Origin of the sequence: Microcoleus anatoxicus (genome assembly GCF_042465725.1) — a bacterium.
Lineage (GTDB): Bacteria > Cyanobacteriota > Cyanobacteriia > Cyanobacteriales > Microcoleaceae > Microcoleus > Microcoleus anatoxicus.
Genome location: NZ_CP120853.1, coordinates 5,783,755 through 5,806,369, shown reverse-complemented (window position 1 = coordinate 5,806,369; position 22,615 = coordinate 5,783,755). Strand labels below are relative to the sequence as shown.

The window sequence follows — 22,615 nt, the reverse complement described above, 5'->3', positions numbered from 1 at the left end:
GATTGGAGATTTTGGATTCAATCCAAAATCCAAAACCTCAAATCTCCAATCATTAGTTCCCTTTGTTCTTAGCGATAATGGCTTCAGCCACATTTCGCGGCACTTCTTCGTAATGGCTGAATTCCATTGTGAAGATGCCTCGACCTTGGGTTTTCGAGCGGATGTCAGTGGCGTAACCAAACATTTCTGCTAGTGGAACTTTTACAGAAACTTTGGCAATTCCCTGATCCGTCTCTTGACCCTCAATCTGACCCCGACGGGAGTTGAGGTCGCCGATGACATTCCCGATGTAATCTTCGGGAACTTCGACCTCTACCTTCATCATAGGCTCTAGCAGCACAGGCGTTGCCTTCATCACGGCTTCTTTGATCGCCATTGAGCCGGCGATCTTAAATGCCATTTCTGAGGAGTCTACGTCGTGGAAAGACCCATCTACCATAGTAGCTCTGAGGTCAATCATCGGATATCCTGCTAGAATACCTGATTCGCAGGCTTCTTTCATCCCTTGTCCTGCCGGGCCGATGTACTCTTTCGGTACAGTGCCACCGACAATTTTGGAGACAAATTCAAAGCCGGTTCCCTCTTCTGCGGGTTCTAGTTCGATCACGACGTGACCGTACTGACCTTTACCGCCGCTTTGGCGGATAAATTTACCTTCGGCACGGACTGCTTTGCGAATGGTTTCGCGGTAGGCTACTTGCGGTTTACCGACGTTGGCTTCTACTTTGAATTCGCGCAGCATCCTGTCTACCAAAATTTCCAAGTGCAGTTCGCCCATGCCGGCGATGACTGTCTGGTTGGTTTCTGGGTCAACGTTGACTCTGAAGGTGGGGTCTTCTTCGGATAGGGACTGGAGGGCTTTGGAGAGCTTCTCCATGTCTTGTTTGGTTTTGGGTTCCACCGCCACCGAGATGACTGGCTCTGGAATAAACAGGGATTCCAGGATTACTGGTGCTGTTTCGTCGCAGAGGGTGTCACCGGTGAAGGTGTCTTTCAAGCCCAAGGCTGCTCCTAAGTCTCCGGCGCGGAGTTCGTCTACTTCAATCCGATCGTCCGCTTTCAGAACAATGAGGCGAGAAACCCGCTCTTTTTTGTCTTTGGTGGAGTTGAGGACGTAAGTACCTTTTTTGAGGATACCGGAGTATACCCGCACAAAGGTGAGGCGGCCGTAGGGGTCTGACATGATTTTGAATGCCAGGGCTGACAGGGGAGCATCGTCGTCGGCGTGTCGCTCTGCGATGTCGCCGTTGGCTAGGTGTCCTTGAATTGGGGGAACTTCCAAGGGCGACGGCAGATACTCGATCACTGCGTCCAACAACAACTGAACGCCTTTGTTTTTGAAAGCAGAACCGCACAGCATGGGAACGATGCTGCCAACGATCGTCCCGTGGCGCAGGGCCGACTGGATTTCGTCTTGGGTTAGTTCTACGCCTTCGAGGTACTTCTCGGTGAGGGCGTCGCTGGTTTCTGCTACTGATTCGATCAGTTTGGTGCGGTATTCAGAGGCTAGATCTTTGACTTCTTCGGGGATTTCTACTTCTTCGATATCGGTGCCGGTGTCGTTGTTGTAGATGTAGGCTTTCATGTGCACTAGGTCTACTATTCCCCGGAAGTTTTCTTCGCTGCCGATCGGGATTTGGATTGGTACGGCGTTCGCTCTCATGCGATCGCGAATTTGACCGTAAACTTTATAAAAGTTAGCGCCCATCCGATCCATTTTGTTGAGGAACACAATCCGTGGTACGTGGTACCTATCGGCTTGTCGCCAAACTGTTTCCGATTGTGGCTGAACTCCGCCTACCGAGCAGAATACTGCGATCACTCCATCTAGCACTCGCATGGACCGTTCTACTTCGATCGTGAAGTCTACGTGTCCGGGAGTGTCTATGATGTTGATTTTGTAATCTTTCCAACTGGTGGTGATAGCGGCGGCAGTAATCGTAATTCCCCGCTCCCGCTCTTGCTCCATCCAGTCGGTAACTGCTGTTCCTTCATGCACTTCACCCATTTTGTGAACCATGCCTGAATAGAACAGAATTCTTTCAGTTGTTGTTGTTTTGCCCGCATCAATGTGGGCTGCGATGCCGATGTTGCGGGTTTTTTCTAGCGGGACGGTACGTGCCACAGCTACCTCCTTGAGTATTCTCTGCTGTTATAATACAATTATACTACACAGAATCCCTATTTTGTAGTCGCGACGGACTGACAACATAAGTTAATGGAGCTTATTGTTACATTTTAATATTTTTTGCAAGATTTGTTTACAAAAATATTAAGTATGTGACATGGAGGATTAAGAGAGTTTTGAATTGGGTTTTTTCCAGTGTTGAGTTTGCTTCTTGCCTCGCAGCCTAGGCCTTGGTGAAGCAATCTCAATACTAAAAATTTACATTTTCCAATCTCTCACCCAATGCTCTCATACCACAAAATCGTCCAATTGAACTTACCAGATTTGGCGATTATTAGTAGCGGTAGTGGGCGAAGGCCTTGTTGGCTTCTGCCATACGGTGGGTTTCTTCGCGCTTGCGAATGGCGCTACCTGTTTCATTGGCTGCATCCATCAGTTCGTTGGCGAGCTTGGCGGCCATGGAGCGGCCGGTTCTGGCTCTGGCAAATCTGATCAGCCAGCGGAGGGCGAGGGTTGTTCCGCGATCGGAACGGACTTCCATCGGCACTTGGTAGGTGGCTCCACCTACGCGGCGGGCTTTGACTTCCACTAGGGGTGTAGCGTTTTTGACTGCTTTTTCAAACAAGTCTAACGGTTCGGCTCCTGTGCGTTCTTGGATGGTTTTGAGGGCGTCGTAGACGATGCTGGAGGCAACGGATTTTTTACCGTGCTGCATAATCCGCCTCACCATCATGCTCACCAACCGGCTGTTGTAGGTTGGATCGGGGGGGACTGGACGTTTTTGAATAACTGTGCGGCGAGACATAGTTCTATTTGGGATTTTTGATTTTGAATGATGGAGTTTGGGGTTTTTGTGAGCTATCGATCGACTATTAATTAGCTATCAACGGGCGATCGAGGGTTTATTTTGGCTCTCTAACCCCTCAAAGATGCAAGTTACGTTTTATTTCTTCGCTGCTTTAGGACGTTTGGCCCCGTATTTGGAACGACCTTGTTTGCGGTCTTTGACCCCTGCGGTGTCTAATGTACCGCGAATGATGTGGTATCTAACTCCAGGCAAATCTTTTACCCTACCGCCACGGATCATTACTACCGAGTGTTCTTGCAAGTTGTGACCAATACCGGGGATATAGGCTGTGACTTCAAAACCAGAGGTAAGCCGCACCCGCGCCACCTTTCGCAGCGCCGAGTTAGGTTTTTTCGGGGTGGTTGTGTACACTCTGGTGCAAACTCCGCGGCGCTGGGGGCAACTTTTGAGAGCTGGCGATTTGGTTTTTTTCTGCGTTTCTTCTCGTGCTGAACGAATGAGTTGCTGAATAGTGGGCATGAGTTACGGCATTTCTAGCTTTTTGCTGAATAGAGTGATTTTGTGGCATCCGCACTGAAAGTCCCTTCCCCTATGCGGAGATGGGATTTTGGGGAAAATTATGGATGAATGAGGATACCAGACTCTGTATTGTACACGACTCAACTCTTTTTGGCAATATTTTTTCGATCGCCAGCCACGGCTGGAACTTATTTCCGGGAGTTTTTAGCCAGCTTAAGCAATGCAGTGGCCAAGGCAATCTCAGTCCCGGAGGCAGAAACCTGGTTTAGTGAAAAATAGCCTTGATGTCTTGAAGCCTTTGGGAGACGGGCCTAAACTTGACTCTGGCGATCGCATCACAGCTACGGGTCGATCCATATCACATAAGATTATAGAAAATACCCCAATAATAAACAATATAAATTCAACTAGACCCGCCATGAGAACCAAAACTTTTATTCCCGAATATACAATTTCCGAACTCTACTTAAACATTTGGAAATCTGGAACCATTGAAAAAAATCAGTTACAAGAGATTCAATCCGCAATTAATTCTCAAACTTCCCGAAGCTCAGACGACCAAAAAATCATCAGCAGACTACTTTACGCCGTACGCCGGGGATGGCTGTCGGTGATGGACTAACTTTATAGAAAATTGGTAATTTTTAAGTTCAGTTTCAATGAATTCGCGAGGGATTCAACATAGACCGACAAACAGTTAAAAATGATAATAGCGTAGGCGATACTAGGATAAAAGGACGGGTATGTTTAATTCTACTGAACTACTAATTGAGGCTTTCATTCAACACCTTGAAAATGGCTATAGCCGCACTTACGGAGGGTATAAATCAGATTATGCGGATATAATTTCTTGGGTGGGAGCAATGGCATTAGAAAACATTGCCAACAGCGACGCTCTTTATCATAATGTAGAACACGCAATTTGTGTCACCCTCGTCGGTCAAGAAATCTTGCGGGGAAAACACATTCGCAAAGGAGGAGTATCCTGCGAAGATTGGCTTCACTTCATCATTTCGTTGTTGTGTCAAGATATTGGATATGTCAAAGGAGTTTGCCGACTGGACCAACAAGCAGAAGGATTGTACGCTACAGGAAAAAATGGCATAAAAATTGCCCTTCCTCCCGGTGCAACCGCAGCCAGCCTAGCACCTTACCGAGTTGATAGAGCTAAACTCTTCATTGACGAACGCTTCGGGAATCACAAGCTAATTAATGCTGAAGCCATCAAGCAAAACATCGAGGAAACTCGTTTTTCGGTGCTTGAGAGCAACGCTAATCAAAATGTAGTTAATTATTCGAGTTTAGTTCGCGGTGCGAACTTGATCGGTCAACTGAGCAACCCACAATATTTACAAAAAATCGGCGCGCTGTTTTACGAATTGGAAGAAAGCGGTGATACTAAGGTTTTGGGCTACCGACATCCGGGGGACTTGCTCCAAAGCTACTCGAAGTTTTACTGGAGCGGTATTTATCCGCACATCAGCGAATCTCTGGGTTATTTACAGTTAACCCAGGAAGGTAAACAGATTGTTGCTAGTTTGTACGCGAATGTATTTCGGATGGAACATCAACGCTGCGATACTGAGGTTGCTTGATGGGGAATTGTTTTTATATATTGATAAATTTAAATCTCGAAACAGGATTTTTTGGATCTATTAGAAATCAAAAGCCTGAGAGCAAGCAAGTGTTCTCAGGCTTTTTTAGCTAGATTTGTCATTGGTTGTGGCTTGTGGCGCACTAACTCAAGCAGATGATTTGCTTTCCTCCGCTACTTGCTCGTTGCTGGGTAATTCCAGACAATAGCCTGCTCCGTATACGGTTTTGATGTACCGAGGATGGCGGGGATCGGGTTCCATCTTGGTTCTCAGGTGTCTGATGTGTACGCGAATGGTTTCGATGTCGTCGTCGGGGTCATAACCCCAGACTTCTTTAAGAATTTCGCTGGGAGAGACTGTCTGACCGTGGCGCTGAAGCAAGCAGTGTAGTAACTCGAACTCTAGGTGGGTCAATTTGACAATCTGAGTATACCAAACAGCTTCAAACCTTTCTGGTACAAGGGTCAGTGGTCCGTAATTCAGGATTTCGGAGTGTTTGGCTGCTTGGGGAATGCGGTCTGTGCGCCTCAGTAGAGCTCGCACTCGCGCTAGCATTTCTTCTAGTTCAAAGGGCTTGGTGAGGTAGTCGTCGGCACCGGAGTTGAAGCCTTCTACTTTGTCTTGAGTTTGACTTAAGGCGGTCAACATCAAGACGGGAATGTCGGCGGTGCGATCGTCTCGCCGCAAACGCTGACAGACTGTGAATCCGTCTACTCTAGGCAACATCAGGTCTAGGACGATCAAGTCTGGCAGCAGTTGTATGGCTAGGGCCTGACCTTTGATGCCGTCTTCTGCGTGGGTTACTTCGTACCCAGCCATTTCGAGGTTAATGGCTACGAGTTCCGCGATCGCCGCGTCATCGTCAATAACAAGTATCCGAGGCATCATTATTTATCTCACCGCTAACCAGACGGGGCAGCCTACAGCCTTCTGGGGGTTCCAGGTAACTTTAACGAACAATTTACTAATTTTAAGCTTCATTAAGGATAGTAAGGTTCTTTGAGAACCTGTTGAAGTATGTAAATATTCTTGTAGTAATTATAAGTGCTAAGGGTGTGTATCAGAAAGCCCCTTCCCGAAAAATCTTGCCTGGGGTTGATTTTTTGCCTGCTCCCATCCTCAACTTTAGCAGCATCTCTGGGCGGTGTCACCGACTCTGACCCTCATTCGATGACAAATTTTAGCTCCGACTCCCCCTCGATGGGATGCCAAATTATATCAATTCCGGTTGTATCGGAATGATTTAACCGCGAAGGCGCGAAGTACGCGAAGCAAGAGAAGAGAGAGTTTAATACAGGACGATGAAGAGAGGATTTTATAAGAAATACCCTGAAAACCCTGCGACTTTAGTCCAGGGATGAAAGGGCGTTGCAGGATTTATCCTGCCTGCCCCATTTTGACAAACCGATTTGGGTTTGATAAAGTTGTTGAAACCTAGTTGGTGAAAAACCCGACAGTTGCAAGCCGTTAGGCACCAAAGTAGCCATAGACTCAGCAATGAGCGAATGGGTAGCGGGTATCTGACTTACCCTTTAAGAATCGAAGTTTGGGTGGATTCATCCCTCAAAGTTTGTCCTTAAGAATCCCCGTGTCTTCAGACCGGGGAGTGTCAAATTAGTCCTTTTTTTCGACAAATATTCACGCAGGGTTTCGACTACGTTTATCCTGAGCCCTTCGACTACGCTCAGGATAAACGTAGTCGAAGGGCAATCACCAGGGGTTTTTGACCCCCCATGCGTAAGTGCTGACAAGATGCTTCCCCGCCAATCTCCTAGGATGTAAAATTAGCCAACCAATTGAGCAGGTTCAATTCGTGGAGAATTATTTGTCGGGCTTCCGCAATTTTTTCGATCGCTTCATGCCAATAATCGGGGGTTGCCATTACCTCTCTGATAAATTCTACTCCTGTCTCATCCAGACTGGGAAGCCGCAGAAAACTCCCCGCTGGCAACAATTTATCGGCCGCGGCACCGCCGTAATAAATCGGCAAACACCAAGCTAACAAAGCATCCCAAAGCTTCTCGCTCACATACCAATCATTTGCTGCATAATTTTCAATAGCTAAGTTGTAATAGTAGGGTGCAACGGCGTGCCATTTATTGTTCACAATGCCCTTACCGCCCGCCCAATTGGGCAGGTTTCGACCGTAAAGGTCAAAATTTAATTCTTGTGCTTGCAGCAATTTGATAAACTCTAATCGCTGGCGGTGATTGGCACTACGGCTAACACCTGAAGTAATCCAAGAACAGGGTTTAGTTTTAGCGGGTGGAGGCATTTGATCGAGTTCTCGAAATGAGTTGCTGTGATACCAAATTGCGGGCATATAATTTGGGTTTGGTGCGAAGTCGTCTGGCCCGGAAATGTAACCGCAGTAAAGTTTTGCTTGTTCGTAGTTGGCTTTTGTAATTTCAATGACTTCTGGTAATGGTGGCTCGCGAATTAGGTAAATAATGCGTTCTTTGGGGACTCCGCGCAATTTTTCTAGAAGTTGTTGATTTTCGGAATTTGGAGGGGTAGGATGGCGAATTTTGTCCAGCCACGATCGCTTTTTCGGCGCTTGGGGAAAGTCGAATTGATACATGAGTAAAAAGTCTGGTTCTGGGTGATTTGCTAGCATTTGAATGTTTCCCCATTTTCCGAAGTTTTCCGGGGTTTGTTGCCACAGCCAGTCGCTTTGGCTCATGGCGGGGTAGGTGGTGATTGTGCCGATGATTTTTGGGTTCATTTTTAATATTATGTGGTTAATACGAACCATCATAGGTTTGTAGTGAGGACTGAACTCCTCTCAGAAGAATGGCTAAAGTCTTTATTTACTAGGAACCTATTTTAAATTATGTAAGTAGTTGCGATCGCACTTGCTCGTCTACATAACTCAAAATTTTCTCAATCCGATTTTCCCAGGAAAATTGCTTGACAAAATCCATAGTTTCTGCATAACCTTCTACCTTCCAGGGATATTTTATTAAACTACTTTGAATGCTTTGTGCAAATTGATAGGGGTTATCGGGTTCGCACCAAGTCGCAGCGATGTTTCCCGATTTAAACTCCCGCAAAGATGGAATCTCTGTCGCCACAATTGGAGTTCCCGATGCCATATAATCAAAGAATTTTAAAGGAGATGTAAATGTCGCAGCTTCTGTCCAACAGTGAGGGTGAGTTAAAACATCAGCGGCTTGTAGCAAGCTAGCAAGTTGATGCTGTGGGAGGTAGCCGAGAAATTTTATGTTGTTAACTTGCTGGGATTTGGCTAATTTTTGGTAGGCTGTTACTTGGGATTCGGTACCACCGGCGATCGCAAATTGAACTCCCGGCAATTCCTTCGCCACATCCACTAACATATCCACACCTTTAAACGGGTAAAGTCCCCCTGCATAAACTGCTAAATGCTCTCTTTCATCTGTTAATAGCTGCTGTCGCCAATTCTGGGAGGCCGCCGTTTGTCGGGCGAAAAATAAATGATTGAAACCATTGTGCAGCATAATTACTTTTTCTGGCGGCATTCCATTTTGCATCATGCTATCTCGCACTGTATCGGCAACAGTTACAGCAATTTGAAACAGAGGATTGCAGACAATTTCTGGTTCAAACTTCTTGTTTTCGTGATGATGCTGTTCGTAGATAGCGGGAATTCCATGTTTTATTGCTGCTTTGACAAAGTTCCAGTCGCGACTGTGGACAATTTGAGTTGATTTCCGCAGGTGCATTGGTAGGTAGTATTTTGATACTATTGTACTCGAACTCGTCCACTTGTTGTCCCAAAGGTCGATTGGCCACGGCATGGGTAAATCTGCTACTTTTAAGTTTTCTTGAATGTTGTAGATTTTGGCAAGTTTTTCATCGGGTTTTCTAGGTTGAAAAGGATGGAGTAAATCTACTGGATTAAGAGCAGTCCATCCTTTACGGAGATATACTAATACTGCGGGTAAACCGAGATTTGCTGCGGCATTCGCCGAGTGTGCAACTTGAACTAAGCTAGCTACATTCGGTTGTGGCAATATATTGCGGGTGAAGAATACATAATATTGAGACATGGGAATTGGGAATTGGGAATTGGGAATTGGGAATTGGGAATTGGGCATTGGGCATTGGGCATTGGGCATTGGGCATGGGTAATTGTTGACTACTGCCAACTGCCAACTGCCAACTGCCAACTGACTACTTTTGAACAGCCTGACGCCTGATTGTATTTTCAATAAATTCTAAAGTCTCAAAAATATTAGAAGCGGATTGAAAGGATTCTCTGATTAATTCATCCCTTTCTTCGGGAGAATCTACCATTTCATCTAGTAGCAATTTTAGATAAGCTATCATGGGAGTTAGACGAGTGCGAATTTCGTAAGAACCTCTAATTAAAGCTTCGTCGCGAGCAGTTTCTTCGGCAAATTGCATAGAATGTAAGCGAGTGTAGTATCCTCCTTTTGCTAACAAGTCTTTGTGAGAACCAATTTCTACTACTTGTCCCCGATCGATCACAGCGATTTTATGGGCTTTTTGGACTGTGGAGAGGCGGTGGGCAATGACTAACGTGGTGCGATCGTAACTCAATTTCTCGATCGCCTCTTGTACGTACCTTTCCGCCACTGTATCCAGGGAGCTCGTTGCTTCATCTAAAATTAAAATTTCTGGGTTTTGCAGCAAAGCTCTAGCAATGGAAATTCTCTGACGCTGCCCTCCCGATAGGATCACACCCCGATCGCCAATTTGAGTATCCAACCCCTCCGGCAACTGTTTGATAAACTCGTAAGCATTTGCTCCCTTCGCTGCCTCCACAATTTCTGCTTCTGTTGCTTCTTGCCTAGCATAAGCAATATTGTCGCGTACTGACGCATTAAACAAGAACGTATCTTGACTAACAATTCCCATAGCTTTTCTCAAGCTTTTGACATCAAAGTCGCGCAGATCCACGCCATCGATCGAGATACAACCTTCGGTAGGATCGTAAAATCTCGGTAGTAAATCTGCTAAAGTTGATTTACCAGAACCTGAACTTCCTACTAAAGCCAAAGTAGTACCGTGAGGTAGAAATAAATCTATTCCTTGCAGAACTAAGTTTTTATAATTTGGATAACTAAAAGATATTTTATTAAAATGAATTCCCGATCGCAAATGAGTATATGGCACTAACCCATTCCGCATAAATGGCTTGTCATCACATCTTAAAAATTTATTAACAACCTCTACACTAGCCGATGTATTAGCAAATTGACTGCGACCACTATTTAATTGAGAAATCAGAGGTATTAGTCTAAAAAGCACCAACAAATATGTTAGTAGAACCGTAGAAATAGACTCTATTTCATTGACAAATATTGTCCTACCTATAAATATAATTAAAATAATAACCAGCAAATTCACAACTTCGTTGATAGGAGCGATCGCTGCATAGTTTATCTGAGCTGAAAAATCCGCTTGTTCTCGCCTATGAATTAATTTTTTAATCCGCTCGTACTCTTTTTCTTCGTTCCCCGTTGACTTGACAAGTCTAATCCCAGTGATAGTTTCCAATATCCCCACTGAATAATCTTTAGACATTTCCGATAACATCATACCAAAATGTTTAGAACGGTTAATAATATACTGATTTGTCCAAGCAACCAGCCCCAACAAAATCGTAGATGTCAGCGTCATTTTCCAAGATATTGAAAGCAGCAAACCCACAAACACCAAAACAGTAATTGAGGTAGTAAACACCCCGATAGCCGTGCCAATTGCATTAGCAGTTCGACCTACTTCTCCGCCCAATCTATTAATTAAATCGCCTACTTTAGTTTTTGAGTAATAATCCAAGTCTACTTCTAATAACAATCGCAATCCAGCCTCTCGCAAATCAAAAGTCAAAGCTCGCGTCAGAGAAGTAGCTACTAAAGTATTAGCGTAACTCGCAATATTTTTCAACATAATTGTCAGAACTATCGCGGCGGTCATTAACACCAAACGCTGATTTTGAGGCATTCCTTCAAAGGGATACATCAAAATTTTAATTAAAGGTGGGGCCCCCCGCAACTCGACAGCTTCCTGCAAAAAATTCAAAAGCACTGGTACAATCAGAGTAGTGCTGATACCATTGAATAAAGCCCCAGAGAATCCCAGGAACACAGTCAAAAAAATCCTGCCTGGATATCGTCTGGCAAATTTTAGGAGTAGCTTATTTGCAGACATGAAGCATTTCCAGCTAAATAGTACGACATTTCAAAATCTTTTTGAATTACAGCCAGTGTATCTTCCTCCATTCAGTCACTAAAAAATTACCTCGATATACCTGCAATTATATCTGAAAGGACCGGGGCCATTGTCTTAATGCTATATTTTTCTACGCATCTTTCCCTAGCTTTCATTCCTTGCAGATTTGCTTCTGTCAAATTTTGAAATATCCATTGAATTTTCTGGGAAATTTGAGCGGGAGAATTAGGCTCTACTAAATAACCCGTGCCACCTAAAATTTCAGGAATATCCCCCACTCGTGTAGACAACACAGGCTTAGCCATTGCCATCCCATCTGTCAACTTGAGCGGAAACTGAGCCACCGCTGTCAAAGTCTCTCGCTGAGGAACAACGACAATATGAGCCGCCGCTACAACTTCAGGCATCCTTTCCACTGGAAATTTTGGCAGTTTAATAATCCAACGCCCCCATTGTTGCATAAGTCGATCGTCATAATCATCATAAGGACTTCCGCCCACGATCGCTAATCTTAAATCTGGCTCATTTAGCTGTTCGAGGGCCATCAAAACATCCTCAACGCCTTTATGAGGTCTTGGTGCACCCGGAAACATTAAAATTTTATACCCGGACAACCCGTAACGCTGTCTGCTTAATTCAGGATGGTATTTAGCGGGATCGAACATTTCAGTATCCTTGCCATTAGGCAAATATACACCACCAAAACGTTGTTTTAAAAACTCCGTATCCACAGTGACAGCATCCGCACGGGAAACTAAACTTTCCATCCACTTAATATACAGCGGATGATCTGGTTCTCTCAATTGACCATTTTTTTTTACAATATCTCGGTAAAGTTGTTTGAAATCAGGGCGATATTTCCATTCGTCTCCGCCGAACCAGCTCAGTTCCCAGTCGTCTATATCTAAAATTATAGGGCGGTGAGTCTCCAGTTTTTTGAGCAATGATAAACCAAAGCTGCTAGGTTTAGGTTTGACTGCATAAATAATATCCCCATCTATTTTTTTCAAAAGTTTTTGAGCGTTCATCAAAAAACCCGGATATTTGCTCCCCGGTATCGCATATACCGGGATGCCATGAGGAGGAATTGCATATAATTCCTTACCAAACATAAATCCGACAATTTCTACATCACAGTTAAGCTCAATCAGAACTTGAGCTAACAGAAAAGCACGAATTGCACCCCCTCCTGACAAATCGCTCGCGACTAACGAAACTTTCACTTGGTATTTTTTAAAAAAAGTTGTTTTATTTTGCCACTTAACCGAGATTTTGTCAAGGTTAGCAAAGCAAAAAATACTTTCTTTACCGAAATTCTTGGGTCTGTTAATCCTAGAGCATCTTTGACTTCTTGTCTTAATTTAGTTGCTTCTGAAGCTGTTCGCAAATAAAGGTATGGATGAATTAAGGCAAGTTGTAAAAAGTTAGTTCTATCTGCCTCTTTTTGTAACATGGGATTAGTTGTTAAATATTCCCGTTTGGCAAATATCAGTATGTTTTGGGCATAGTACCATCGGACGCGATCGTTTTGCCATATTTTGTTTCTCACGCAGTCAATGGCTACATATCCTTGTGCTTGAAATAGTTTCGCCCAATATTCCGGCCACTGTTCGTTGATGTGGTTTGTTCCTCCTTGAAATGGTACTGCGGCCGAGAACAAAATTACTGGACCTAACTTCGCTAAAGAGTTTACAAATATCTGGGCGCACTCCGGGGGTATGTGTTCTGCTACTTCTAAGGAAACAACTAAATCAAATTTTTGCTCAATAGGTAAAGGCTGACTTAAATCTAAGGTTAAAAATTTGTCAGCCGGAATTTCCAGCATTTTTGGGTCAACCCAATCACCATCTATGCCCAAAATATCTTCAACGCCGAATTCTGTGAATGCTGACAACCAAGTTCCTGTCCCACAACCGACATCAATTACTCGCTGTGGCTGTACAAATTCCCAAATAATCGGAATAATTTCTCTGGCTGATTCTTGGGATGTTTTTTGCAAGTATTTGTAGAATTCTTGAGTATAATGTTGCACAGCAGCTAGAGCTATCCTATTTCATTTGTTGTGAATGATGTTTTTTTTTAATGAACCGCAGAGGGCGCAGAGGCCGCAGAGTTAAAGAAAGTCTATTTTAAGCGCCAGGGATTGTTAAGTTGATTTGGTAAAAATATTTTAGCAGCGCGATCGACTATTCTAGTAAATAGCGTTCTCGTCACATTCTTCGCGTACTGCGGGCGGTAAGGATAAGTACAGTGCATTACCTTGATCGGCTCGTCAATCCTATAAACTTCTTTCCATTTGTCTAAGTAATTGTAAACAGGCGACAAGGTTTTCATTTTCGGTTTGACAGAGGCAATAGCAGCAGCAAAAGCGCCTTGGTCTTTTAAGAGTAGCACATCTTGATGGGCAATAACCAAATCGAAATATTTCTTAAAATAATTGAATAATTCCTGATTTTTACTGCTGTTGGTAAAGGCGATAAAGCCTCCATTATATTGAATGCTATTTTCGTTGAGCGGTAATCCTACTGATTGCAGAGTTGAGAGAATAGGTTGCTTGACTCTTAATAAATTAGCAGCTTTGGCGATCGCCGGCTGTACATCTTCTGTCACCAACAACTCCACCTCATCAAGATAGTCAAAAACTTCATCTATTGGCGACAACAAACAAATATCGGAGTCCAGATAAATAGTTTTCTCAAAAGGAGATACTTGATATAAGCTCAGTTTAGCTTGCCGCGAAGCTAAAACAGGATTTTCGTTCGGCGGTGCTGGCTGCAATCTCACATTTCCAAACACCTGAAGTAAGGGATATAAAAATCTTGGGACTTTATCTATTAAAACAATAATTGGTTCGGGGTGAAACTTCCTGACAGAGGCCAGACAATGAATGCAATCTTGAAAAGAATACAAACCAGTTAAAATAGTGATAAAACCCTTAGCTTCTAATTTTTTTGAAGTCATTGATTTATTTAAGGACTATGGTATGTTAATTATAAACTTATACCCTTATAAAAATAGTATATATTTTTCTGGATCTTGCCCTCTCGTTACCGCTTTCTAGAATTAACAGGGACTGGAGATGGGTAGCAGCTTACCTCAGTGCGTCCACTCCCAAAAACTCTCGCTCCAGTTATCTCGATAATTAAAAAGTCCTTGCCATTCATAAAAATGCACAAAATCCTTCAAATTAATTGTTTGACTGATATCTCTCATCATGTAAAGAGGTTTTTCGCCGTAAAACGAAGCCCACATAGTATAACTGCTAGGTGGCCCGACAATATAGTCACACTCTGCCAAAGCATACATATCTTCGATGAAATGACCCTTGGCAAAAACGCAGTTAAAATTATCAAATAAACTAGGTTCTTGGTGAAGATTAGAGCAAATCAAAAATTTTATTTGCTTAGTTGCAAATAGTTTTACTACTGAAGTCATGACTTCTAAATATTGCTCAGTTTTGTAAAAGTATCTCCCTTTTTGGTGTTGTTCGTAATCGCCTTGACGAATATGAACTCCGATGATTATATCCGCGTTATTTTTTACATTCAATATCAAACTATCTACATTAATTTTATATGGCTGTAAGGGTGCAAAGTAGGCTCTAATTGGGTCAGCGTACTTTTGTAATTGTGGCAAATCTTCTACAAACCAGCCATCTCGAAATAGCCAGCCTTGAAAACAAATAGTAGAAGTGTACTTGAGTGTGTCTGAACCCCGATCGTTCACCCAGTTAAAAGGTTTTTCTCTAGTTATTTCTTGCGTTTTCCATATTTTTTTATTATTTAAATACTTAATTAACTTATAATATTTATTTCGGATGAATTTGTTGCCTGGTAAGGTAAAATATGGAGGAGGATAACAACACAAAAAATCGCTGGCTGTACCCACAAAAAAATCTGCATATTCCTCAAAAGCCGGATTGATGACTGTTAAATTATGCTCGATCGCCATAGCGATGAAATTAGCAAAAAGTAGCAGTCTGTTCCCAAGTTGTCCCGATTTAGCAGATATGATTAGCATACTACTGAAACCCATGATAAATCTCGCTTGTAGTAGATGGGGAGGGTAGGCACGCACCATCTACTACGCCTACAAAATCATCATTCTCTGGTAGGGGATGCCCCAATCCCTGAGAATGAAATCGCCGTTCCCCAAGGGTAAAAAAAAGGGGGAGTTGGAGAGATTTTTTCCCCGATTATTTAAGTAATGCTTGCCTAGGAGTGGCGTTTTTTGTGCCATTCCCAAGCATGGGATATAATATCCTTAATATGTGGATATTCAGGAGACCAACCTAGTGTTTTAATGGCTTTCTCACTGCTACCCACTAAAGCAGGAGGGTCTCCCGGACGTCGATCGCACTCAACAGTCTTAATCTCTTTTCCCGTCACTTCCATCGCCGTTTCTATCACCTCTTTTACAGAAAAACCGCCGCCGTTGCCTAAATTAAAGACATCGGATTTTCCACCATTTAACAAATATTCTAATCCTAAAAGATGAGCAGATGCTAAATCGTTAACATGAATGTAATCTCGAATGCAAGTACCGTCAGGAGTATCATAATCTGTCCCAAAAATTGAAATAGAATCTCGCTTGTCCAAAGCAGTCAGCAACACTAGGGGAATCAGGTGAGTTTCTGGGTTGTGATCCTCTCCCAACAACCCACTCGGATCGGCACCGGCAGCATTAAAATAGCGGAAACAAACAGACTTAAAATTGTAAGCAGTATCAAAATCTGATAAAATCTGTTCTACCATTAATTTAGTAGTACCGTAGGGGTTGATCGGATGCTGTGGGTGGTCTTCTGTGAGGGGAATTTTCTGGGGTACTCCGTAAGTGGCGCAGGTAGAAGAAAATACAATTTTTTTCACCCCAGCAGCTATCATGGCTTCTAAAAGAGTAATAGTACCGATGACATTGTTACGGTAATATTTAGCTGGGTCAGTCACGGACTCGCCCACATAAGCATAGGCAGAAAAGTGCATGACGGCAGCAATATTGTGAGTGGCAAATATTTTGTCTAGTAGGGCGCGATCGTTGGTATCTCCTACCACCAATTCAACCTTTAATACCTGCTCTACTAAATCACTATGACCGTAAACTAAATTATCCAAAACTAACACGTTGTAACCTGCGCGTTTTAGTGCAAATACGGCGTGAGAACCAATATATCCAGCTCCCCCGGTCACTAAAATAGTTCCTTGGTCTACACTCATTTTTTTCTCCCTTTTTTGTTTTACTACCTGTGTTGATTATATGATGAATTTACAACAAGTTCAATCAATAAACTTGAGGCGACCAATTTGAATGTAATCAAATATTCGATTTATTTGATATCGTTCGTCTTCGGAAATTTTCTCGTTGGACAGGATGGCAGAAGTTAGAATTAAATGTTCCCGGCGGGCAATCTTGCCCGATGCTAAAATGCGATCGACCATTTGAGTGAGTGTTAAGTTGGATTTGTTCTGAGATGTTCGCATACTGTTGTTATCAAGGAAGAAGGAAGAAGGAAGAAGGAAGAAGGAAGGAAAAAATTAACTATTCCGATGCCCGATGCCTGATGCCCTATGCCCAAGACTAACTAATTTATTGGAGAAACGCTATATGCAAGTTTATCGACTTCCGGTACTGTCGGACAATTACATTTTTTTGCTGCACGATCGCGATCGCAATCTAGCAGCAGTCATCGATCCAGCCCAAGCCCACCCAGTCTTGCAGCAACTGCAAGCACTGGGAGCCGAATTAACCAAAATTTTGATTACCCACCACCACAACGATCATATAGGTGGCAACCAGGAACTGATCGATCGCTTCCCCCAAGTTAAAGTCTACGGTGGCGCAGAAGACAGGGGCAGAATTCCGGGACAGCAAATCTTTTTACAAGGGGGCGATCGAGTTTCTTTCGCAGACAGAACCGCCTCTATCTTATTTCTACCCGGACACACAAAAGCCCACATCGCCTACTATTTCCCGCCCAACAATCCAGCCCAAACCGGCGAATTGTTCTGCGGTGACACCCTATTTGGCGGAGGCTGTGGCCGACTCAAAGAAGGTACTCCCAGTCAGATGGTAGCTTCCCTGGAACAACTGCGAAACCTGCCAGATAATACTAGAGTCTGGTGCGCCCACGAATACACCCTCAATAATCTGCAATTTGCCCTGACTGTAGATAGTGACAATCTAGATTTACAGAAGCGTTTCGCCGGAGTCAAGGCCGCCCGCAGTCGTAATCAAGCCACGATACCATCATCGATCGCACTAGAAAAAAGCACCAACCCATTCTTGCGCTGGGATCATCCTAGTCTCCAATTAGCCACCAACAGCCAGGATTCGGTGCAAACCTTCGCCCGCTTGCGGGGTATGAAAGAGCGATTTTGAGTATGGGCGTCCTGTTTGCTTTTTCCTTCCTGGTTGCGATCGCCACTCAAACTTCGGTATTATAGAATGTTCGAGTTAAAAACCACTAGCAAAGATCATGGCCAAGCGCGTCCAATTAGTTTTAAATAAAGATGTCAGCAAGCTCGGTAAAGCTGGCGACGTCGTAGAAGTAGCCCCCGGTTACGCCCGCAACTACCTAGTACCCCAAGGCATGGGATTTCGCGCCACTCCGGGCATTCTCAAGCAAGCAGAACGTCGCAGAGAAACAGAAAGACTCCGCCAGCTAGAGCTCAAGCAGCAAGCTGAAGTCCGTAAAACAGCCTTGGAAGCAGCAGGTCCCTTCATCATCTCCAAGCAAGTCGGCGAAGGAAACGCTATTTTTGGTACTGTTACCAACCAAGAAGTAGCAGAACTGATTTTCAACTCTACCAGTCAAGAAGTCGATCGCCGTGGCATCTCCCTGCCGGAAATTCGCGAAACTGGTACTTATAAAGCTGAAATCAAATTACACGCAGAAGTTAGCGCTGAAGTTGAAATTCAAGTTATTCCTATGTAATTGGGTATTGGGCATTGGGCATTGGACAACCCCCCCAAGGGGGGATGGCATTGGGCATTGGCAGCCCCAAGCTAGTAACGGATAACCCATTGCCAATTCCCAATTCCCCATTCCCAATTCCCAATTCCCAATTCCCAATTCCCAATTCCCAATTCCCAATTCCCAATTCCCAATTCCCCATAACTAATGAGCGACTTGATGCCAACAAATGTAGAGGCAGAAGAAGCAATTCTGGGCGGGATTTTAATTGACCCCGAAGCTATTTCCCGAATTGCTGAACTTTTGCGTCCTGATTTTTTTGCCATCAGCGCTCATCAAGTCATTTATCGATCGGCTTTAGACTTGTTTTTTCAAGGTCAGCCTACGGATTTAATGACAGTTACTACTCGATTAGCCGATCGCAATCAGTTAGAACAAATAGGAGGACAAAGCAAACTAGCACAATTAGTCGATCGCACCGTTTCTGCTGTCAACATCGACCAATATGCCGTCTTAGTAGAAGACAAATACCAGCGACGGAAATTAATCGAAGCAGGTAACAACATTGTACAATTAGGTTACGAGACAGCGACACCTTTAGAAACAGTTTTAGACCGCGCCGAACAACAAATTTTTAGCATAACTCAAGAACGTCCCCAACAAGATTTAGTATCCATCGGCGAAACCCTAAATCAGACATTTCAAGACCTCGAAAACCGCAATGAAGGACTCACACTTCCTGGTATTCCCTGCGGTTTTTATGACTTAGATGCTATGACAGGAGGCTTTCAGCGATCGGATTTAATCATCGTTGCGGGGCGCCCGGCCATGGGCAAAACAGCCTTTTGTACCAACATCGCCCACCACATCGCCGCCGGGCCACAAAAATTGCCGGTTGCCATTTTTAGCCTAGAAATGTCCAAAGAACAGCTAGTGCAGCGCATTTTGTCCGGTGAAGCTAGAATAGAAAGTAACCGATTGCGATCGGGCAGAATTAGTCAAAACGAATGGGAACCCATCAGTACAGCTATTGGCCGCCTCTCAGAATTGCCACTATTTATTGATGACACTCCGAATATTACAGTGACAGAAATTCGCTCAAAAGCCCGTCGCCTTCAAGCAGAACAAGGCGGAACCCTAGGATTAATCCTGCTAGATTATCTACAATTAATGGAAGGTAGCAGCGACAATCGCGTCCAAGAATTATCTCGAATTACCAGAAGCCTCAAAGGTTTAGCCCGCGAACTCAGCGTACCAATTATTGCCTTATCTCAGTTGAGTCGAGGTGTAGAAGCGCGGACAAATAAGCGGCCGATGATGTCGGATTTGAGAGAAAGTGGAAGTATCGAACAAGACGCCGATTTAGTAATTATGTTGTACCGTGATGAGTATTATAATCCAGATACCCCCGATCGCGGCATTGCAGAAGTCATTATTACCAAACACAGAAACGGCCCTACAGGTGTGATTAAATTATTATTCGATGGTCAGGTAACAAAATTCTTAAATCTGCAAGCAAGACGAAGTTAATCGCAACATATAGCAGTCCTAAATGAGTCGTAAAGTTTTTTACCCCACCCCAACCCTCCCCTTATTAAGGGGAGGGAGTAAGAAATTCACAAATGATTTAGGATTGCTATATCCATGTTTGTAATATCCTTGACCGTTGCATGGTCATGATTGAACCACAGAGAACACAGAGAACACAGAGAGAGCGGAGAGAAATGAATAATTCCGATGAAGATAGGAATTGATATAAACTCTTTGTGCAATAGGCATCTTCCCTGTTCATAACCTAGGTAAAAGCTCTAAATTCAAGAAACCCGGTTACTAAAAAAAACCGGGTTTCTCAACAGCGTAAAAAAAAGTTTTACGTTTAATTAGATTCCGCTACTTAACCAGAAATCTTCAACAATTCCACATCAAAAATTAGTGTGGCATTGGGAGGAATCACCCCACCAGCACCACGAGCACCGTAACCCAAATCGGGAGGAATAATCAACTGGCGTCGGTCTCCAACTTTCATTGTACCCACACCTTCATCCCAACCCTTAATCACTTGACCGACACCAATTTTGAACTGGAAAGGAGAATTGCGATCGCGCGAACTATCAAATTTCGTGCCATCCTCCAAAGTGCCAGTATAGTGCACCACAACCGTCTGACCATTTTTGGGAGTCGCCCCGTTACCCTCTTTTAATTCAACATATTTCAAACCTGAATCTGTGGTGACAATCTGCTCAGTTTTCTCAGTATTTTCAGTCATATTATTCCCATCGTTAGTAGGTGATACATTCGGTAAAGTAGCATCAGCTACTAGGAGACTATTTTCATTTAAAGACTGCTCTGACAATATCTCAATCGCAGTCTGGGGTAAAGAACTATTAACTTCGGCGGCTATTGCTTTTTCCCCAGAACCGCTAAATTGAGCGACTATCAAAAACAAAACACAAACCAGCATTACTCCCAAGCTGACTAAAACTCCTTGCAAAATTAATCCTCCTTACATTCAAGAATTATTTCTCGAAACCAGCTCTAAACCCAAAAATCTTTTCGCTAGAAAAAGACGGCGGATGCAAACTCATACTTCTGTCGGAAGTATGAATTCCGAAGGCAGAAAGTTGTTAATTCTACTTTCTACCTTTGTGAGCATTCTACCTTGGGGCGATCGTCCTATCGCAGGATAGCAGGGAACAGCCCCACCGCACCAAACTCAACGCCAGTGACGATTTTCTAAATCCCTCACCTGACGTTCGAGTCGATCGAGCCTACCACGCAACTCATCCATTTCCGACTGTCGTGGCACACCCATATCTTGCAGCATATTCCGCATTTGCCGCTGCAACTGCGTCTCCCAATTCCCCTGCTCGGACTTAAGGTGCTCCGTCATGTCCTCCACAAAGGTTTGAGCTTGCTCAGGATTGATTTTGCCATCTTTAACCCATTGCTCGCTGACTTCCTGCAATTTCTCAGCCACCAGGGAGGTAGTACCAATGCCCAACATCACCAGTTGTTTGAGTAAGTTGTTATTGTTATCCATAGATTTTTCCTACTGTTTGCCTCAAAAGATGCGATCGACTCAAGTCACCTGCCAAGTAAACTTAAAGTTACATCAGCGCTGACCTACCTTTCTATTTTGGAGCATCCCAGCCCCTGCTGGCGAGTCTAATCCACCCATGGGCGTGCGGAAAACCCCCTAATGTACCTACCTGTAACCTATCCCATCACCAGCAACGTCAATGCCAGATTGCCCTCGCTGTCACCTACCTGTGGACACCCAAGCCATCACCTGTGGACACTGCAAAACCCCTCTCAAAGCTTTCGGACATCCCGGTATCCCCCTTTATCGATCGAAACCCCAAGAATTTTTATGTACCACCTGTACATACCACGAAGACGACACCTGCAACTATCCCCAGCGTCCCTTCGCCCAAGAGTGTACCCTTTATCACAACAAGGCCCAACCAATCGTACCCCAGGCGACCCCTGACATCAGCGGTGGCTGGCAAAGAGCGGCCAAAAATTGGTGTCAGCGGCATCAAGTTTGGTTAGCTTTATTAGCTTTAATTGTGATTAGTATTGCTCTCTCAATTTAAATGTTCCAGTCCTAGACGCGATCGAGCATAACCCCCCGGTTTCTGGTTCTCATCCTCACTCAAAAATCACGCAATTACCTTTTACCAATCTGGCGGCAAATTGTAATATTCGAGAGTCGATCGATCTTTGAGCAATTCTTGAGTTTGCTCATCGACCCGAATCTGACCCTCAGCCAAAATTAACGCCCTTTGAGTCGTCTTCCCAATCCAGTTCAAATCGTGGGAAGCGATCAAAATAACCTCGATCGCCAATTGGGACAAAACCTTAGCCAAATGCCTCCGCCACGACGGATCTAGTCCATTTGTCGGCTCATCTAAGATTAAAATTGTCGGCTCTAATGCTAAAATTGCCGCTAGCGCCGCCAACCTTCTTTGACCCCCAGAAAGCTCGTGGGCCGAACGATGGGCAAATTCTACCAAACCAAATTCATCTAATAGGGCTAAAGCTCGATCGCGCGCCAGTCCCGCTGATACCCCATAATTGCGTGGCCCGAACATGACATCCTCTAAAATAGTTGGCATAAATAGCTGATCGTTCGCATCTTGAAAGCAAAATCCAATCTGTCGGCGTACTTTCGATAAATTACCTTCTTCCAGTTTTGTTCCCTGCACTCTAATCTCCCCAGATAGAGGCATTTTTAAGCCAATTAAATTTTCTAGCAAAGTGCTTTTTCCAGCGCCGGTTAAACCTAGTAGGGCAACTCTTTCTCCCGGTTGCAAGGTGAAGGAAATTCCTTGCAATACTGGTTTTTGCTGTGGATATCCAAAGACTAAGTTTTCTACTTGGATGGTTGGTGTCACTTTGAGATTAGTCAATTTTTATTTGCCTCAATTTTAAGATTAGGAGTTTTTAACCACAGAGGGCGCAGAGGGCGCAGA

The 22,615-nt window shown here is 44.0% G+C and carries 24 protein-coding genes; 7 read left to right on the top strand and 17 right to left on the bottom strand.

The genetic code is table 11. The features are described 5' to 3' along the window. Positions 1-52: 52 nt before the first annotated feature. The 3 genes from fusA to rpsL form a co-directional block, all read right to left on the bottom strand. The gene (gene fusA / locus P2A85_RS25230) at positions 53-2,125 is read right to left on the bottom strand and encodes an elongation factor G (RefSeq protein ID WP_377476087.1); all 2,073 of its coding nucleotides are present in this window, start codon (positions 2,123-2,125) and stop codon (positions 53-55) included. A 337-nt stretch (positions 2,126-2,462) separates the two neighbouring features. Continuing rightward, positions 2,463-2,933, bottom strand: coding sequence for a 30S ribosomal protein S7 (gene rpsG, locus P2A85_RS25225; protein ID WP_006632196.1), 471 nt, complete (start codon positions 2,931-2,933; stop codon positions 2,463-2,465). Positions 2,934-3,071: 138 nt separating this feature from the next. Further along, complete coding sequence (rpsL, locus tag P2A85_RS25220) at positions 3,072-3,455, bottom strand: 30S ribosomal protein S12 (RefSeq protein WP_340517302.1); 384 nt, start codon at positions 3,453-3,455, stop codon at positions 3,072-3,074. A 108-nt stretch (positions 3,456-3,563) separates the two neighbouring features. On the opposite strand from rpsL, the gene P2A85_RS25215 reads away from it, so the two are divergent. From P2A85_RS25215 to P2A85_RS25205, 3 genes are all read left to right on the top strand, one after another. Further along, positions 3,564-3,734: a hypothetical protein gene (locus P2A85_RS25215; protein ID WP_377476086.1), complete on the top strand. Its 171-nt coding sequence runs from the start codon at positions 3,564-3,566 to the stop codon at positions 3,732-3,734. Next, positions 3,724-4,077 carry a hypothetical protein gene (locus P2A85_RS25210; protein WP_377476085.1) on the top strand — a complete coding sequence of 118 codons (354 nt, stop codon included), beginning with the start codon at positions 3,724-3,726 and terminating at the stop codon, positions 4,075-4,077. Before P2A85_RS25215 ends, P2A85_RS25210 begins: the two co-directional genes overlap by 11 nt. A gap of 121 nt (positions 4,078-4,198) precedes the next feature. Further along, the gene (locus P2A85_RS25205; RefSeq protein WP_340517308.1) at positions 4,199-5,050 is read left to right on the top strand and encodes an Npun_R2479 family HD domain-containing metalloprotein; all 852 of its coding nucleotides are present in this window, start codon (positions 4,199-4,201) and stop codon (positions 5,048-5,050) included. A gap of 147 nt (positions 5,051-5,197) precedes the next feature. Here P2A85_RS25205 and P2A85_RS25200 read toward each other — a convergent pair whose 3' ends face one another. The 10 genes from P2A85_RS25200 to P2A85_RS25155 all read right to left on the bottom strand — a co-directional run bounded on the left by P2A85_RS25200 (position 5,198) and on the right by P2A85_RS25155 (position 16,707). Continuing rightward, the gene (locus P2A85_RS25200; RefSeq protein ID WP_340517458.1) at positions 5,198-5,935 is read right to left on the bottom strand and encodes a response regulator transcription factor; all 738 of its coding nucleotides are present in this window, start codon (positions 5,933-5,935) and stop codon (positions 5,198-5,200) included. An 886-nt stretch (positions 5,936-6,821) separates the two neighbouring features. Then, positions 6,822-7,775 (bottom strand): glycosyltransferase family 10 domain-containing protein, encoded by a 954-nt coding sequence (locus tag P2A85_RS25195; RefSeq protein ID WP_377476084.1) that lies wholly within the window; start codon positions 7,773-7,775, stop codon positions 6,822-6,824. Positions 7,776-7,881: 106 nt separating this feature from the next. After that, a complete protein-coding gene (locus tag P2A85_RS25190; RefSeq protein WP_377476083.1) occupies positions 7,882-9,129 on the bottom strand; it encodes a glycosyltransferase family 4 protein in 1,248 nt (415 codons plus the stop codon). A 76-nt stretch (positions 9,130-9,205) separates the two neighbouring features. Next, positions 9,206-11,209, bottom strand: coding sequence for an ABC transporter ATP-binding protein (locus tag P2A85_RS25185; RefSeq protein ID WP_377476082.1), 2,004 nt, complete (start codon positions 11,207-11,209; stop codon positions 9,206-9,208). An 86-nt stretch (positions 11,210-11,295) separates the two neighbouring features. After that, positions 11,296-12,453: a glycosyltransferase family 4 protein gene (locus P2A85_RS25180; protein WP_340517318.1), complete on the bottom strand. Its 1,158-nt coding sequence runs from the start codon at positions 12,451-12,453 to the stop codon at positions 11,296-11,298. Beyond that, on the bottom strand, positions 12,450-13,262 hold the full coding sequence (locus P2A85_RS25175; protein ID WP_377476081.1) for a class I SAM-dependent methyltransferase: 813 nt from the start codon (positions 13,260-13,262) through the stop codon (positions 12,450-12,452). Before P2A85_RS25175 ends, P2A85_RS25180 begins: the two co-directional genes overlap by 4 nt. Before the next feature lie 92 nt (positions 13,263-13,354). Continuing rightward, the gene (locus tag P2A85_RS25170) at positions 13,355-14,191 is read right to left on the bottom strand and encodes a hypothetical protein (protein ID WP_377476080.1); all 837 of its coding nucleotides are present in this window, start codon (positions 14,189-14,191) and stop codon (positions 13,355-13,357) included. A 135-nt stretch (positions 14,192-14,326) separates the two neighbouring features. Next, entirely contained in the window at positions 14,327-15,250 is a 924-nt protein-coding gene (locus tag P2A85_RS25165) for a hypothetical protein (RefSeq protein WP_377476078.1), read from the bottom strand. Positions 15,251-15,444: 194 nt separating this feature from the next. Next, positions 15,445-16,443 carry a UDP-glucose 4-epimerase GalE gene (gene galE, locus P2A85_RS25160; RefSeq protein ID WP_377476077.1) on the bottom strand — a complete coding sequence of 333 codons (999 nt, stop codon included), beginning with the start codon at positions 16,441-16,443 and terminating at the stop codon, positions 15,445-15,447. Positions 16,444-16,503: 60 nt separating this feature from the next. Further along, on the bottom strand, positions 16,504-16,707 hold the full coding sequence (locus P2A85_RS25155) for a hypothetical protein (protein ID WP_341739160.1): 204 nt from the start codon (positions 16,705-16,707) through the stop codon (positions 16,504-16,506). A gap of 124 nt (positions 16,708-16,831) precedes the next feature. On the opposite strand from P2A85_RS25155, the gene gloB reads away from it, so the two are divergent. Beyond that, positions 16,832-17,605 (top strand): hydroxyacylglutathione hydrolase, encoded by a 774-nt coding sequence (gene gloB / locus P2A85_RS25150; protein ID WP_377476075.1) that lies wholly within the window; start codon positions 16,832-16,834, stop codon positions 17,603-17,605. Between the two features lie 97 nt (positions 17,606-17,702). Beyond that, a complete protein-coding gene (gene rplI / locus P2A85_RS25145) occupies positions 17,703-18,161 on the top strand; it encodes a 50S ribosomal protein L9 (RefSeq protein ID WP_377476074.1) in 459 nt (152 codons plus the stop codon). Here the strand turns inward: rplI and P2A85_RS25140 are convergent. After that, complete coding sequence (locus tag P2A85_RS25140; protein WP_377476073.1) at positions 18,154-18,342, bottom strand: hypothetical protein; 189 nt, start codon at positions 18,340-18,342, stop codon at positions 18,154-18,156. The genes rplI and P2A85_RS25140 overlap by 8 nt on opposite strands. Positions 18,343-18,359: 17 nt before the next feature. Here P2A85_RS25140 and dnaB point away from each other — a divergent pair, with 17 nt between their 5' ends. After that, a complete protein-coding gene (dnaB, locus tag P2A85_RS25135) occupies positions 18,360-19,670 on the top strand; it encodes a replicative DNA helicase (RefSeq protein ID WP_377476072.1) in 1,311 nt (436 codons plus the stop codon). 364 nt (positions 19,671-20,034) lie between these two features. On the opposite strand, the gene P2A85_RS25130 is transcribed toward dnaB, so the two are convergent. Beyond that, positions 20,035-20,631 (bottom strand): FKBP-type peptidyl-prolyl cis-trans isomerase, encoded by a 597-nt coding sequence (locus tag P2A85_RS25130; RefSeq protein ID WP_377476071.1) that lies wholly within the window; start codon positions 20,629-20,631, stop codon positions 20,035-20,037. A 222-nt stretch (positions 20,632-20,853) separates the two neighbouring features. Beyond that, on the bottom strand, positions 20,854-21,180 hold the full coding sequence (locus P2A85_RS25125; RefSeq protein WP_340549796.1) for a phasin family protein: 327 nt from the start codon (positions 21,178-21,180) through the stop codon (positions 20,854-20,856). 199 nt (positions 21,181-21,379) lie between these two features. Here P2A85_RS25125 and P2A85_RS25120 point away from each other — a divergent pair, with 199 nt between their 5' ends. Continuing rightward, the gene (locus tag P2A85_RS25120) at positions 21,380-21,736 is read left to right on the top strand and encodes a zinc ribbon domain-containing protein (protein WP_340517344.1); all 357 of its coding nucleotides are present in this window, start codon (positions 21,380-21,382) and stop codon (positions 21,734-21,736) included. Between the two features lie 81 nt (positions 21,737-21,817). Here P2A85_RS25120 and P2A85_RS25115 read toward each other — a convergent pair whose 3' ends face one another. Beyond that, positions 21,818-22,552, bottom strand: coding sequence for an energy-coupling factor ABC transporter ATP-binding protein (locus P2A85_RS25115; RefSeq protein ID WP_377476070.1), 735 nt, complete (start codon positions 22,550-22,552; stop codon positions 21,818-21,820). Positions 22,553-22,615: the final 63 nt, after the last annotated feature.

Excerpts from the sequence above, each read along its gene's own strand:
- P2A85_RS25190 (WP_377476083.1), bottom strand. The coding sequence starts at position 9,129 with ATGCCCAATTCCCAATTCCCAATTCCCAATTCCCAATTCCCAATTCCC.
- dnaB (WP_377476072.1), top strand. The coding sequence starts at position 18,360 with ATGCCAACAAATGTAGAGGCAGAAGAAGCAATTCTGGGCGGGATTTTA.
- P2A85_RS25155 (WP_341739160.1), bottom strand. The coding sequence starts at position 16,707 with ATGCGAACATCTCAGAACAAATCCAACTTAACACTCACTCAAATGGTC.
- gloB (WP_377476075.1), top strand. The coding sequence starts at position 16,832 with ATGCAAGTTTATCGACTTCCGGTACTGTCGGACAATTACATTTTTTTG.
- P2A85_RS25125 (WP_340549796.1), bottom strand. The coding sequence starts at position 21,180 with ATGGATAACAATAACAACTTACTCAAACAACTGGTGATGTTGGGCATT.
- P2A85_RS25140 (WP_377476073.1), bottom strand. The coding sequence starts at position 18,342 with ATGGGGAATTGGGAATTGGGAATTGGGAATTGGGAATTGGGAATTGGG.
- P2A85_RS25165 (WP_377476078.1), bottom strand. The coding sequence starts at position 15,250 with ATGCTAATCATATCTGCTAAATCGGGACAACTTGGGAACAGACTGCTA.
- P2A85_RS25205 (WP_340517308.1), top strand. The coding sequence starts at position 4,199 with ATGTTTAATTCTACTGAACTACTAATTGAGGCTTTCATTCAACACCTT.
- P2A85_RS25215 (WP_377476086.1), top strand. The coding sequence starts at position 3,564 with ATGAGGATACCAGACTCTGTATTGTACACGACTCAACTCTTTTTGGCA.
- P2A85_RS25195 (WP_377476084.1), bottom strand. The coding sequence starts at position 7,775 with ATGAACCCAAAAATCATCGGCACAATCACCACCTACCCCGCCATGAGC.
- galE (WP_377476077.1), bottom strand. The coding sequence starts at position 16,443 with ATGAGTGTAGACCAAGGAACTATTTTAGTGACCGGGGGAGCTGGATAT.
- rplI (WP_377476074.1), top strand. The coding sequence starts at position 17,703 with ATGGCCAAGCGCGTCCAATTAGTTTTAAATAAAGATGTCAGCAAGCTC.
- rpsL (WP_340517302.1), bottom strand. The coding sequence starts at position 3,455 with ATGCCCACTATTCAGCAACTCATTCGTTCAGCACGAGAAGAAACGCAG.
- P2A85_RS25120 (WP_340517344.1), top strand. The coding sequence starts at position 21,380 with ATGCCAGATTGCCCTCGCTGTCACCTACCTGTGGACACCCAAGCCATC.
- P2A85_RS25170 (WP_377476080.1), bottom strand. The coding sequence starts at position 14,191 with ATGACTTCAAAAAAATTAGAAGCTAAGGGTTTTATCACTATTTTAACT.
- rpsG (WP_006632196.1), bottom strand. The coding sequence starts at position 2,933 with ATGTCTCGCCGCACAGTTATTCAAAAACGTCCAGTCCCCCCCGATCCA.
- P2A85_RS25185 (WP_377476082.1), bottom strand. The coding sequence starts at position 11,209 with ATGTCTGCAAATAAGCTACTCCTAAAATTTGCCAGACGATATCCAGGC.
- P2A85_RS25200 (WP_340517458.1), bottom strand. The coding sequence starts at position 5,935 with ATGCCTCGGATACTTGTTATTGACGATGACGCGGCGATCGCGGAACTC.